This is a genomic window from Niabella drilacis, from assembly GCF_900101395.1.
Lineage (GTDB): Bacteria > Bacteroidota > Bacteroidia > Chitinophagales > Chitinophagaceae > Niabella > Niabella drilacis.
This window is the reverse complement of record NZ_FMZO01000001.1, coordinates 792,057-804,635: the sequence shown is the minus strand read 5'-3', so window position 1 is coordinate 804,635 and position 12,579 is coordinate 792,057. Positions and strand designations below refer to the sequence as shown.

General features: G+C 48.7%; 12 protein-coding genes and 1 rRNA gene. 3 read left to right on the top strand and 10 right to left on the bottom strand.

Annotation, left to right across the window (positions count from 1 at the left end; genetic code table 11):
- The 5 genes from BLS44_RS03360 to BLS44_RS03340 form a co-directional block, all read right to left on the bottom strand.
- Positions 1-289, bottom strand: a 16S ribosomal RNA gene (locus BLS44_RS03360); the annotation flags it as partial.
- Positions 290-1,058: 769 nt separating this feature from the next.
- Positions 1,059-1,538 (bottom strand): SRPBCC family protein, encoded by a 480-nt coding sequence (locus BLS44_RS03355; protein ID WP_245729082.1) that lies wholly within the window; start codon positions 1,536-1,538, stop codon positions 1,059-1,061.
- Between the two features lie 50 nt (positions 1,539-1,588).
- The gene (locus BLS44_RS03350) at positions 1,589-2,176 is read right to left on the bottom strand and encodes an HD domain-containing protein (protein WP_090388563.1); all 588 of its coding nucleotides are present in this window, start codon (positions 2,174-2,176) and stop codon (positions 1,589-1,591) included.
- 228 nt (positions 2,177-2,404) lie between these two features.
- On the bottom strand, positions 2,405-3,046 hold the full coding sequence (locus BLS44_RS03345) for a GNAT family N-acetyltransferase (RefSeq protein ID WP_090388562.1): 642 nt from the start codon (positions 3,044-3,046) through the stop codon (positions 2,405-2,407).
- Positions 3,047-3,055: 9 nt separating this feature from the next.
- Complete coding sequence (locus BLS44_RS03340; RefSeq protein ID WP_090388561.1) at positions 3,056-3,595, bottom strand: NADPH-dependent FMN reductase; 540 nt, start codon at positions 3,593-3,595, stop codon at positions 3,056-3,058.
- Positions 3,596-3,889: 294 nt separating this feature from the next.
- On the opposite strand from BLS44_RS03340, the gene BLS44_RS03335 reads away from it, so the two are divergent.
- From BLS44_RS03335 to BLS44_RS03325, 3 genes are read left to right on the top strand one after another with little or no spacing between them, the layout of a single operon-like run.
- Entirely contained in the window at positions 3,890-4,453 is a 564-nt protein-coding gene (locus BLS44_RS03335) for a YeeE/YedE family protein (RefSeq protein ID WP_090388560.1), read from the top strand.
- A gap of 13 nt (positions 4,454-4,466) precedes the next feature.
- Complete coding sequence (locus BLS44_RS03330) at positions 4,467-4,964, top strand: DUF6691 family protein (RefSeq protein ID WP_090388559.1); 498 nt, start codon at positions 4,467-4,469, stop codon at positions 4,962-4,964.
- Between the two features lie 54 nt (positions 4,965-5,018).
- Positions 5,019-5,558 (top strand): cysteine hydrolase family protein, encoded by a 540-nt coding sequence (locus BLS44_RS03325; RefSeq protein ID WP_090388558.1) that lies wholly within the window; start codon positions 5,019-5,021, stop codon positions 5,556-5,558.
- Here BLS44_RS03325 and BLS44_RS03320 read toward each other — a convergent pair.
- The 5 genes from BLS44_RS03320 to BLS44_RS03300 all read right to left on the bottom strand — a co-directional run bounded on the left by BLS44_RS03320 (position 5,543) and on the right by BLS44_RS03300 (position 12,439).
- Positions 5,543-6,874 carry an FGGY-family carbohydrate kinase gene (locus BLS44_RS03320; protein ID WP_090388557.1) on the bottom strand — a complete coding sequence of 444 codons (1,332 nt, stop codon included), beginning with the start codon at positions 6,872-6,874 and terminating at the stop codon, positions 5,543-5,545. The genes BLS44_RS03325 and BLS44_RS03320 overlap by 16 nt on opposite strands.
- Positions 6,875-6,957: 83 nt before the next feature.
- Positions 6,958-8,232 (bottom strand): sugar isomerase, encoded by a 1,275-nt coding sequence (locus BLS44_RS03315; RefSeq protein WP_090388556.1) that lies wholly within the window; start codon positions 8,230-8,232, stop codon positions 6,958-6,960.
- Between the two features lie 84 nt (positions 8,233-8,316).
- On the bottom strand, positions 8,317-10,434 hold the full coding sequence (locus BLS44_RS03310; RefSeq protein ID WP_090388555.1) for a bifunctional aldolase/short-chain dehydrogenase: 2,118 nt from the start codon (positions 10,432-10,434) through the stop codon (positions 8,317-8,319).
- Positions 10,435-10,456: 22 nt separating this feature from the next.
- The gene (gene rhaT, locus BLS44_RS03305) at positions 10,457-11,539 is read right to left on the bottom strand and encodes an L-rhamnose/proton symporter RhaT (protein WP_090388554.1); all 1,083 of its coding nucleotides are present in this window, start codon (positions 11,537-11,539) and stop codon (positions 10,457-10,459) included.
- Between the two features lie 174 nt (positions 11,540-11,713).
- Positions 11,714-12,439, bottom strand: coding sequence for a porin family protein (locus BLS44_RS03300; RefSeq protein ID WP_090388553.1), 726 nt, complete (start codon positions 12,437-12,439; stop codon positions 11,714-11,716).
- Between the last annotated feature and the right edge of the window lie 140 nt (positions 12,440-12,579).

The window sequence follows — 12,579 nt, the reverse complement described above, 5'->3', positions numbered from 1 at the left end:
GTTAATGATCGTTGGCTTGGTGAGCCGTTACCTCACCAACTACCTAATCATACGCACACCCGTCTTCTAGCGCATCGCTGCTATAATAACAATGAGATGCCTCATCGTCATCTTACGGGGTATTAATCCAAGTTTCCCTGGGCTATCCCCCTCTAAAAGGAAGGTTGTGTACGTGTTCCGCACCCGTTTGCCGGTCTCAAGAAGTGCAAGCACCTCTCTACCCCACGACTTGCATGTATTAAGCCTGCCGCTAGCGTTCATCCTGAGCCAGGATCAAACTCTCCGTTGTAAATGAGTTTGACTTACTGACATCTAAAAATTCTCAAGAGAAAAATTAACGTGTCAAAAATCTAATGTTATTTGCTTTTTGACTTACCTTTTCGTTGTCACAACCTAATGTGACTGAATTGTGCTATTGTTTCCATACTTTCAAAGATCTTTTCGCCTTCTTCACCCATAAAGGCAAATCCAACAAATTTGTCAATACCGCCGGACTCGAACCAGCTTCGCGCCTTAAACACCGTATCATCTGTCTAATTCTGAAGAACTTGTGATCTCATTTTCTCATCCCTCGATCACCGTTTGGGGTTGCAAAGCTAAAAACTTATTTTCAAACCGCCAAATTTATTTTTTCTTTTTCTTCAAACTTCTTTTAAGAACTATCCCGTTTTTCAATCGGGTTGCAAAGATACAATTTCTTTTCAATCTGCCAAAAAAAATTGAAAATTTATTTTTAACTTTTTTCGATCTAACTAATTGTATTCTAAGAACTTATCGGCAATTTTACCGTGCCGTTTGATTTGGGAGTGCAAAGATAGGGAGGATTTTGAAACAGGCAAATTTATTTTAGTTTTTTTTCAAATCTTTTTCTCATTGCCCATGGTAACACGGGGCAGCATCCCCTATCCTGCTCATCATCCATACTGCCCTGCAGAAATTTACGCTATACATTATGCAGGATCCCGGAAAAAGGAACCTCAATGCCCGTATCACGCACAGCCTACACGCATCTCCACGGAAAGGCTTAGCTAACAGGCCCCGGCCAGGATCCTACCTGTTTAAACCAATGCATCCGCTGCTTCGCTTTCAGCCACCTGCTTTATTTTTAACACCGTCGTATTCCAGTAAAAAGCCAGGTGCCGGTAAATGGTATCCGCAGGAAACCCTTTAATGGTAAGCGATAGCCGGGTTTGTGTACCATCCGGAGTTAACAAAAATTCAAATACTGAATAATTGCTGTCTTCTTCCTCAAGCCGCGACAGCGAACTCAGCTGGCTGTATTGAAGCCGGCGGCCGGGATCAGCCGCCAGAACAATACCCCTGTTCTCAAACAGAAGATGGTGTACGCCTCTGATCACCAGCGGCAGCCCAACCTTCCATTGCGTAACCACCTCCAGCTTCATTTCCGGTTCTCCCATCCATTGCAGCATGAGCGCCGGCACAGTAAGCACTTTCCAGACCCGGTCCGGGCCGGCGTTGATGCCTATGCTTTTTTCGATGACCGCTTCTTCCATTTCTGATAACAGGCCCAACATCATCCGCACAACCGCAGGTTATGCTGCGGCTGCTTCCGTTCCGGATGATGGACCTATTTTTTTAGAATGCCCTTTTCAAGATTTTGCTTCAGCATGTCTTCGGCAAACGCCCATAGCTGTTCAGAGCCCCGGGCGATCACACTCTTTTTTGCCACTACCTGCTCATAGCGTACATCAAACTCCTTCCAGGTTCCGCCATCGTTGGACGTATTCTGAAGCAGGGGTTCCAGCCGGTCCAGCGCCCTTGCAAATTTTGCCTCGGCGGTCTGCCCGGCTTCAAATTCCTCCCATATCTCAACCAGCGCTTCCGCCTGCGCTGGCGGCAGCATCCCAAAGATCCTGCGGGCCGCTTTTAACTCTTCCCCGGTGTTGGTGTGATTTTGCTTTGTATCGTATATGAATACATCCCCCGAATCAATTTCCACGATATCATGGATCAGCACCATTTTCAATACCTTCAGCAGGTCTACGCGTTCATTGGCGTGCTCAGCAAGTATAATGGCCATCATTGCCAGGTGCCAGCTATGTTCCGCATCATTTTCCCTACGATCACTATGGAGCAGGCAGGTGCGGCGCAGCACATATTTCAGCTTGTCGATCTCTTTAATAAATTCTATTTGTTTTATGAGTTGTTCCATCATACCTCAAAGGTACAATTCCCTGGCCGGCGTCACATCGGTCCAAACGGTTTTTCTATACCCGGTGATGCCGCGCATACATTCCGGTATTTTTCACTTTTTGCCCGGCTTAGGTACTACGATCATCTTCCTTGCGTCGCACACTTCAGCGCCGGTGCTGTCATCAGCATTTTATACCGATAAGGATCAATACAGCATCAACTCATACGCTGTTTCTTCAATGTATCGCGGCTATTTTACAAAGGGAATCACCGCACTGGTATAAGGAGAGCGCAGCTGCCACCCCAATGTTTCGTAGAGCACCCGGCCTTCCTCCGTGGCAACCAACACCCCTTTTGTAATGCCACGGGAGCAGGCAATTTCGGTTAACCGCTTCATGACCGCAGTGGCCAATCCTTTACGCCGGTGCGCGGCCGCGGTAGCGATCCGGTCGTAGATCGCAAAATCATCTGCCAGAGCTATCCGGCCGCTGGCGGCTATTTCACCGCCATCTGTAAGTATATGTACCACCGGTACCGGAAGCTGCAGTTCGGCTTTCAGATGATACCCGGCGGCAAGAGGAGCTTCATCCTGAAGAACAAGACCGGTGTTCATCATCATATATCCCGGAGATTGAATCGCCCACCGTGCCGGAAGTACCGCCCTTACACGATCCGGAGGGGCACAAACCTTTAGAAAAATCCAGGGTGCTGTAATGGTATTGGCCAGGTCCGTAAAAACCGATGTAATCCCGGGAAAAACATAGCGCTCCTGTTGTTCCGGCCATCCTACCTGAACCCGGTATCCGCCTGGTATGGCAACCGGCGCCGTAACCCCGCGGGCCAGCGCCCAGCCCCTGATCCATGTTGCTACGACCGACCGGTTTCCAGACATGATAAAAATTTATTGGGCTTCCACAAATTTGATAAACGCTTTTACAAATTGTCCGAACGCCTTTTCCGTTGCACTATCCGTAATTTGTCCTTCCCCGCTTATCTTTCCCTTTACCCCCTGGATCAGCAGCGTGGTATCTTCGGTGAACGAGGCGCCAACCGTTTGCAGGATCATCTTTAATTCCGCATGCCCTTTTACGCCGCTTGCAGAAGCGGTGATCAGTCCCACCGGCTTCTCCGAAAAAACGGTTGTAGCTACGCACCATTCGATCGCATTTTTCAACCCGCTGGGAATACTGAAAACATATTCCGGTGTACAGATCAATATGCCATCGGCCTGTGCTATTTCCTTACGCAAGGCCATAACCGCTTCCGGCGGGTCGGCCACAGAAAGGTCCGGATCAAAATGCGGCAATGTTTTTAATACCTGGTACATCGTGATTGTAAAAACAGCTTCCGTCTGCCGGGCAAAATCCAATGCCAGTTTTTCACTGCTGGAACCGGCACTGGCACTACCAATAATTACTAAAATATTTTTCCGTTGCTCCATACTGTTTTTTTACCGGGCGACCCAAACCGCTCTGGATCCGCCCCTTGATTCTCAATCGAATTTAATAAACATCCGGCAAAATGATCCCGAAGACCATAAACACTCGATTTTAGATGTTAGACACCTAAGCCCTGGGAGTCAAAAAAAGACCAGATCCTTTGATAGCAAACTGGCGCAGCGCGCCGCAAATGATGGTAACATCTCCACATTTTCAAATGGTACCAAAAGCTGATGGCTCCCGAATGACGGATTAAAAAATATTCAATAGCTTAGCATCTTAAATCCGGATCTGAAATGTTAGCATTCATAAAACAACCCTGGCCCTGGTATGTGGCCGGGCCGCTTATCGGGTTGATCGTACCCACGCTGTTGCTGCTTGGCAATAAGCCCTTCGGGATCAGCTCCTCACTACGGCATATTTGTGCAGCCTGTATCCCTTCCGGTATTCCTTTTTTCCGGTATAACTGGAAAAAGGAACGCTGGAACCTGCTTTTTGTGCTGGGTATTTTCTTAGGAGGAATGATTGCCGCGTATTTTCTAGCGGATCCGGAGCCGGTAAAAATGGCACCGCAACTGGCAGCGGACCTGGCAAAACGAGGCATTACCGACTATCACAACCTGGTGCCTGCTGATCTTTTCAACTGGCATTCCCTGCTAACAGCCCGCGGAGCGATCCTGATGGTTGCAGGTGGGTTTCTTGTGGGTTTTGGAACGCGGTATGCCGGCGGCTGCACCAGTGGCCACGCTATTATGGGTTTATCCAACCTCCAGTGGCCTTCCCTGGTTGCCACTATTTGCTTTATGATCGGCGGCTTTTTTGCAGCCAATTTATTACTTCCCTGGATCTTATCCCTCTAACAAAAAAACAACCATGATCAAAGAAGATAATAGGTACCGCTCTCAAAAACCTTCCGAGGATGAATTTACCGCGGATCCGGCTACGGATACGGAAAAGCGGGGATCGCTGCTCCGCTTCCTTATTGCAGGCATCGTTTTTGGAATTGTTTTTACCAAGGCTGAAGTGATCAGCTGGTTCCGCATACAGGAAATGTTCCGCTTACAATCCTTCCATATGTATGGGGTTATCGGCAGCGCTGTCGCAGTGGGCATGATCTCTATCTGGCTGATCAAAAAATTCAGGGTTAAAACCATTACAGGAGAAAAAATCGAAATCCAGCCCAGGAAATTTAACAAGGGACAGATCTTTGGCGGGTTGATCTTTGGTATCGGCTGGGCGCTTACCGGCGCCTGCCCCGGCCCGTTGTTTGCGCAGATCGGCACCGGGGCCACCGTTGTGGTCATCACGCTTTTAAGTGCCATTGCAGGCACCTGGGTATATGGCCGCTTCCGGGAAAAACTGCCCCATTAGAAAAGACTTCTTTACCGGGAGGCCTTACTTTTTAATCACTCAAATTATAACCCCATGTCTAAAACCCGGATCATTATCATTGATGCACAGAAAGACTTTACAGAACCGGGCTTCGCTTATGGGAAAAAGCAGCATGCGCTGAATCATATCGGGGCGGTGGTTCAAAAGCTTGATGGGCTGCTGGAGCAAACGCAGCCCGGCCAGGTCATCCTGGTTTACTCCAGTTATATCCCCAACCAGTTTGAAGCGGGATTTTCAGCCTGTATTCCCGGTACTGAGGGTCATAAACTCAGTCTGAAGAATATTCAGCATTGTCAGCAATTTGAAAAAAAAGGGCATAGTTGCTTTTCTTCAAACAGGTTTTGCGATCATTTGCGGCAACAGCAGGCAGACCATCTTATCCTCTGCGGTTTTCTTACTGAATATTGTGTAAAGGCAACGGCGCTGGATGCAATTTCCGAAGGGTTCCGGGTTACACTTTATCCGGACCTCATCGGCTCTGCTGATGAGAAACAGGCCATAAAGGAACAGGAGCTCCAACTCCTGGCGCAGAAGGGAGCAGATATTCATTGGGCCGGTCATTCAGCCCTATAGCGCTTTACTTCCAGGAGCTGCCCTGTTCGCTCCCGGGTATTCCAGGCATCATGAATAGCCATTGCCGCCCCCACTGCTGTTGCCTGCGATACAGAAGCCGCATACACGGCCAGCTCCGGGAAGGCCCGGGCAATGAGATTCATAAATACTTCGTTACGGGCGAAACCTCCGTCTACATAAAGCTGCTTTACATCCGTATCTTTCAGCACCAGCTCCGTAGAATATTTCTGTTTTCTGACGAGGTGCTGTACGAGGTTGTGATAGGCTTTTTCTATGGTATCCCCGCCGGAAAAGGAGTACGCGGCCGGAGTGTCCGTACTGCTCAGCGGCTCCACCAGTTCCGGAGCAAAACGAATACTGTGGAAATATGCCGTATTTACATGATAAAAGGCCGCAAGCTTTTTTACTTCCTCTTCGTGCTCGTTGCCGGCAAACAGGCGGGAAGCTTTTAGCGGCATCCCTTTATAGGTCAGGTAAGATAAACAATCCTGCTGTAACTCCTTTGTTGTTAGCGGCGCTTTATTGAAGGGATTCATCGAAATGCTCCAGGTTCCTGTAGACAGCAATACAAAGGGCTCCTGTATCAGGTTCATATACGGGATAAACGCCGCAGAGCTATCATGCAGGCCCACTCCGCATTTCAGGGTTCCGTTTTCCGCTATTGTTTCAATGGCTGCACCGGAAGCGAACAAGGGCGCCAGCTTACCGAGGATCCCCTCCTCCGTTACCCAGCGATGATAGCCGTTGTTCCCGAAATTCCACAAAGCTGTATGACAACCAATGCTGGTAATGTCTGAAAACGCGTTTCCATGTACCAGAAACCCAAAGTACTGCGGTAAATGCAGGGAGGTTCTTATTTCGCTAAACAGATGGGGCAATTGTTCTTTAATGCGGTACAACTGTAACCCGGAATTCAGGTTTCCCAAAACAGGAGATGCCGTTTCCGTTGCAAACTGTTCCCTTCCGCCGTAACGGTAATAAAACAGATCTCCCAGGTCTTCCGGAAATGGTTTCAGGTAATTGTATAGAGGGGCAACCGGTCTGCCTTCCGCATTCACATGAACAAAACTCGCTCCATAAGTAGAGAAATTAACCGCCTTTACCTGTATCCGCGGATCTTTCAGCTTCCCGGCCAGCTTTTCCTTTACCCATTTGCCGATGAGGGCGATGTCATCACAGGGAAACCCGTCCTCATCTTTTGTTTCATAAAAATGCTGTACTTCTTCTTCCACAATTTCATAATCCTCATTAAAAAAGAAGTATTTCTTATTCGTTTTCCCAATATCAAAAACCGCTATTCCCGGAATCGCACTCATTTATATGTTCAATATTTGAGGTTCAATGTTTGAGGTTTAAGGGATCAAACTTAACAATGAAAAACACCCCTATCCGCCATTCGCTAAAGCCCTGTTGCTACTGTATTTGCCCCCCGCTCTTTTACCAGCTGATCCCTTACTTTCAGCTGACGGAATAGCCCGATCGGATCCAATGCAGCGCCGGCCCTCAGCCGCGCTTCGGCCAGGATGGGCCTCACATCGGTACGATAGGCCGCCTGCAGGATCTCCTGTGCGAGCGCCACATCGTTTGCCTCCTGTGCCGCATCCAGTTTTGCCGGGTCAACCAACAAGGCCTGTGCATAGGCGATCCTGATCGCTTCCACGCTCTGCAGCAGATCTTCAAGCGGGTCTTTTACATTGTGGCTGGCGTCGATCATCCATCCAAGATCCCTGGTATGATCCATACCCCGCGCATCCATGCCTTCTACCAGTTCTTTAAAGATCAAAAACAGCTGGTAGGGTTTGATGCTACCTACGGTAAGATCATCATCGCCATATTTACTGTCGTTAAAATGGAACCCTCCCAGTTTTTTCTCATTCAGCAGCAGGGCTACGATCTGCTCAATATTGGCATTGGGCAGGTGGTGCCCAAGATCTACCAGGGTATAGGCCTTTTCACCCAGCTTGCTGGCAAACAGGAACGATTGTCCCCAATCACCTACCGTAGTTGAATAAAAGTTGGGCTCAAATGCCTTATATTCCACAAACACTTTCCAGCTTTCGGGTAATGCATCATAAATTTCACCCAGGCTCTCCAATGTATTGTTAAAGGCCTTGCGGAAGTTCAGCTGCCCCGGAAAACAGGAGCCGTCTGCCAGCCAGATGGTTAAAGATTCCGAGCCCAGCTCTTCGCCATATTTGATCACTTCTATATTGTGATCGATTGCCTGTTTGCGTACCGCTTTATCCACATGCTGCAATGAGCCGTATTTATAGCTATGCGCCTGCCCGGGCTGATCCTGGAAGGTATTGGAGTTCATGGCATCAAACTTCAGGTCCAGCTGAGCCGCCAGCTGTTTCAGTGCCGCAGCATCCTTAGGAATATCCCAGGGGATATGCAATGAAATGGCGCCGCTTGACCGGTTGAACTGGTGCAGTAAGCCCACATCCTCCAGCTTCTGTTCCAGGGTTGCAGGCTCGCCCCTTCCCCCAAACCTTCCAAAACGTGTTCCACCGTTCCCGAGTGCCCATGAGGGGATGGCCACCTGGAAATCCGTGAGCTTCTTTAATATCGCATCAATCCCGGCGACATTGCCGGAGATGAATTCAAAATTCCGTTGATGTTGTGTCAGCAAGGCATCATTATGCTGCTCTATCTGGGTCTTTGTTAATAGCATAAAAAATACTTTAGATCTTAAAAAAACGAGTTGACCGATTAGAAAATCATCAACTCTTGTATTGCTTGTTATATGAAGACGTTTTTACCGTACAAATGCTGCGGCTACCCCACCATCCACGTTCAACACATTTCCGGTGGACTTATTAAGCAGGCCGCTTACAAATACAAAGCAGGCATTGGCGATATCTTCCGGGAGGATCACTTCATTCATCAGGGTTCGCCTGGCATAATAAGCCGGCAATTCTTCCACCGTAATACCATAAGCCCTGGCACGACCTTCGGCCCAGCCCCCTGCCCATATATTGGAATTGGCAATTACAGCATCAGGATTTACTGCATTTACACGTATCTTATCCCCACCCAACTCCGCTGCCAGCAGTCTTGAAAGGTGCGCCTGCGCCGCCTTGGCTGAACCATAGCCCGCGTTGTTGGGACCCGAAACTACCGAATTTTTAGAAACGATATTGATAATGTCCCCACCTATATCCTGCTTGCGCATGACAGCCACTCCGTGTTTGGAAACCATAAACTGTCCCTTCACAAGGATATCATATAAACGGTCCCACTCTTCAATGGTATGATCCGTTATGGATTTGGAGATGCTGATGCCCGCATTGTTTACGATTATATCCAGGCCGCCAAACGCCAGTACGGCCGCATCAATCGCGGCTTTTATTGAATCGTTGGCCGTAACATCCAGGATTACCGATGCCGCAGCATCTTTACCAAAGCTTTTTTGAAATTCTAAAGTTGTTTCATTGACCCGCTCTTCATTGATATCATTGATCACCACACAGGCTCCTTCTTCTGCAAACCTGCGGGCAATGGCCTTGCCAATACCGCCACCGCTGCCGGTGATCAGCGCAATACGGCCGCTGAGTGGTTTGGGTTTAGGCATGCGCTGTAATTTGGCTTCCTCCAGTAACCAGTATTCAATATTGAAAGCCTCCTGCCGGGGCAGCGATGTATATTCAGAAATAGCTTCAGCCCCGCGCATCACATTGATGGCATTCGTGTAAAACTCTGCAGCCACCCTTGCCGTTTGTTTATCCTTTGAAAAGGTGAACATTCCTACCCCCGGATAAATGATCACTACGGGGTTCGGGTCCCGCATTGCAGGGCTGTTGGGATGTTTGCAGGTTTCATAATAATCCGCATACATCTTACGGTAAGCATCAAACAGCGGCGCTATCTTTTCCTTTACAGATGCTACATTGTCCAGGTCTTCATCCGGGGCCAGGTTCAATACCAGCGGACTGATCTTGGTACGCAGGAAATGATCGGGACAGGAAGTACCCAGCGGTGCCAGCCGGTCCAGGTCGTTGGAATTGATGAACTGCAGCACCCGCTCATCATCGGTAAAATGGCCCACCATTTTTGTATGGGAAGAACAGCATCCTCTTAATACGGGTGCCAGCGCCGCCGCTTTCTTTAGCCGGTCAGCAGCAGGCAGCGCCACTATCTTTTCGCCACCGAAAACAGGCTTTGCCCCGGTTTGCTGTTCGATATAGTCCGCGCACTTTTCGATCACTTCCAGGGTATTCACATAGCTTTCATAAGCCGTATCGCCCCAGGTAAACAAGCCATGGGACCCCAGCATGATACCGCGGATCCCCGGGTTTTCGTCCAGGCATTGTTTTAACTGCAGTCCCAGGTCAAACCCAGGTTTCTGCCAGGGTACCCAACCGATAGTACCGCCAAACAATTCCTCAGTGATCTTCTTACCATCCCTGGCCGCCGCAATAGCGATAGCAGCATCCGGGTGCAGATGATCGATATGTTTGAAGGGCAGGAAACCGTGCAGCGGGGTATCGATCGAGGGCGCTTTGGACGCCAGGTCATAGATACAATGATTGAACAGCTCTACCATTTCATCTTCATGTTCGATACCCCTGTAAATAGCTTTCAGACTCCGCAGGCGATCTACATACAAAGCCGCCAGCCCGCTCTTTTTCAGCGTACCCAGGTCACCCCCGCTACCCTTTACATACATGATCTCCTTATCCTCATTGGTAAGCGGATCCTTTGCGGTTACCTTGCAGGAAGTGTTTCCACCGCCGTAGTTGGTTAAGCGAAGATCTGCCCCCAATAAATTGGAGCGGTAGATCAGCAGGGCTACTTCATCGCCTTGCATTGCAGCCGCTGTGGCTTCATCCCATAAATAACTTACGTGTTTGAACGTTTTCGTTTCTGCACTCATATACTGAATTCTTTATTAAATACTATTTTAACGAGTTTCCATATCCGACCAGCAGCACGGATACCAGGATAATGATGATCCCCAGCACCACTGTGGTCAGTGTTTTTTTGCTTACACCTTTCCATTCCTTCAGGATCAGCCCCCATACATTTGCGATCAGAATAATAAAAGCCATGTGCAGGATCCAGGAGCTGGGGCCATTGCCCAGTTTGCTTTCTCCCATACCATAGAAGAAGAACTGAAGGAACCAGGTAGTACCTGCCAGCGCGCAAAAGATGATATTGGATAAGAGCGGGGTTTTTGTATTGGTGTAATCGCCAAAGGTCTTATTACGCGCATTCAGGATCAGGCACCAGATCAGGTTGGTGGTAAGTCCTCCCCATAAGATCACCACGTAGGATACATTGTTCTGGTAAAGGAACTCTCCCTGTCCCGGGTGCGCAGCCTTCCACAATTCATTGGCAACATCCGCCATCGGTTTGCCGGCCTCGATTCCGAAATTAAAACAGGCGCTCAGCACACCGGAAACGATAGCCACCACCAATCCCAGGCCAAATTTATATTCATCCTTTCCGGATAGGTGATCGTGCTCCTGCCCTGCAAGCTCCTTTTCCTTGCGCATACCCGCTTTGCCGGAAACCATGATCCCAATGATACACACCAGCAAACCCAGCATCACCACTTTCCCCCAGCTTGAGTCAAATAACAAGCCGATGGTATCCTTGCCTTCAGCGGGATTCAGCTGATAATAGATCGCAGGGATCAGGGCTCCGAAGACCATACAAAGCCCCAGGATGATGCTGCTTCCCAGTGATACGCCCAGGTAGCGCACCCCCAGCCCATAGGTAAGCCCGCCAATTCCCCAAAGCAATCCGAAAAGATAAGCATACCCGATGGTGGCCCCCCCTGCCGTGCGGATAATTTCCGAAAAGTTGGGGATCGTCAGCCAGGCCGCCAGCGGCGGTACAATGAGCCACGAAAAGACGCCACCCACCAGCCAGTACGACTCCCAGGACCACCCTTTTACTTTTTTATACGGGATGTAAAAACTACCGGAAGCAAACCCTCCGATAAAATGAAAAATAACTCCTAATAACGCGTTCATGAATTTCTTTTAAGCAATCATTAAAACTCAAAAATATCCGGTTTAAAACAAATTACTGTCATGCACTGTCATGCTTTATCTGTCGTTTTAACAAAATCTTTAAACCGGCGCCGGCGGCACAAAAAAACCGCCCCCTTAGGGAGCGGTCACGCTTATACATGCTGATCCGTCTCTTTAAAATTTATAGCCTATTGAAAGACCAAAGCTGTTGTTCTTTAACACTTCTTCCGGCTTGCGGCCGTCGGTTTTGGGCTCCAGGTTCGTCAGTCCCAGCTGCCCGTTCAACTGAACCGAAAAGCGACTGGCGAACTCGTACCCGAATAACAGGTTGGCCCCTACATCTGCACGTTTGCCAAAGGTCATTTTACCGGCATCGCTGCTGAAATCATTATAATCATTTGCAAATTCCAGCTTCCCCGTTTCGGTACCGAATGCATCCGTTACTCTTTTAAAGTTCCCGCCCAGGGCATAGGAAAAATACGGACCAGCCCCTATCAGCAGGTTACCGTTTCCTGCAGCAGGCTTAAAAATAAAGTTTACAGGTACTTCCAGGTTATAGGTATTCAAGCGGGTATAGTCTCCCGAAGCTGCCGGCGAAAAGTCGTCTGAATTAAAATATTCATGTGCATTTTTCTCCAGCTTTGCCCCCTTCATGCTGAACAGGGCCCCGGGCTGTATATAAAATTCATCAGCAACCGGGATGTCGAATGTAAGCCCCGCATTGAACCCCGGGGTCAGTTTAGCGCCGTCAACGGTTTTTCCATCTGCATCTTTTATGGTAAGATTGGAAAGGTTAACGCCTGCGCGCACCCCCACCGCTACCTGTGCCATAACGGTACCGGTTACCATAACTGCTACGGCTACCAGGAAGGATTTCAAAACAAGTTTACTTTGTTTCATAACTTAAGAATTTTGTTGATGAAGACATTCATTCTTAAGCAATAGCTGCGCCAACCTGGCGAATTAGCCGCTTTTTAAGTATTCATTTGCACTTGCAGGCGGGTGAAGCAAATATTTTCTTAAAATTATGATCCCCTTGT

Bases quoted from the DNA above. Each gene is read 5' to 3' on its own strand.
- BLS44_RS03315 (WP_090388556.1), bottom strand. From the start codon at position 8,232: ATGCTATTAACAAAGACCCAGATAGAGCAGCATAATGATGCCTTGCTG.
- BLS44_RS03345 (WP_090388562.1), bottom strand. From the start codon at position 3,046: ATGTCTGGAAACCGGTCGGTCGTAGCAACATGGATCAGGGGCTGGGCG.
- BLS44_RS03355 (WP_245729082.1), bottom strand. From the start codon at position 1,538: ATGATGTTGGGCCTGTTATCAGAAATGGAAGAAGCGGTCATCGAAAAA.
- BLS44_RS03325 (WP_090388558.1), top strand. From the start codon at position 5,019: ATGTCTAAAACCCGGATCATTATCATTGATGCACAGAAAGACTTTACA.
- BLS44_RS03310 (WP_090388555.1), bottom strand. From the start codon at position 10,434: ATGAGTGCAGAAACGAAAACGTTCAAACACGTAAGTTATTTATGGGAT.
- BLS44_RS03350 (WP_090388563.1), bottom strand. From the start codon at position 2,176: ATGATGGAACAACTCATAAAACAAATAGAATTTATTAAAGAGATCGAC.
- rhaT (WP_090388554.1), bottom strand. From the start codon at position 11,539: ATGAACGCGTTATTAGGAGTTATTTTTCATTTTATCGGAGGGTTTGCT.
- BLS44_RS03320 (WP_090388557.1), bottom strand. From the start codon at position 6,874: ATGAGTGCGATTCCGGGAATAGCGGTTTTTGATATTGGGAAAACGAAT.
- BLS44_RS03335 (WP_090388560.1), top strand. From the start codon at position 3,890: ATGTTAGCATTCATAAAACAACCCTGGCCCTGGTATGTGGCCGGGCCG.
- BLS44_RS03330 (WP_090388559.1), top strand. From the start codon at position 4,467: ATGATCAAAGAAGATAATAGGTACCGCTCTCAAAAACCTTCCGAGGAT.
- BLS44_RS03340 (WP_090388561.1), bottom strand. From the start codon at position 3,595: ATGGAGCAACGGAAAAATATTTTAGTAATTATTGGTAGTGCCAGTGCC.
- BLS44_RS03300 (WP_090388553.1), bottom strand. From the start codon at position 12,439: ATGAAACAAAGTAAACTTGTTTTGAAATCCTTCCTGGTAGCCGTAGCA.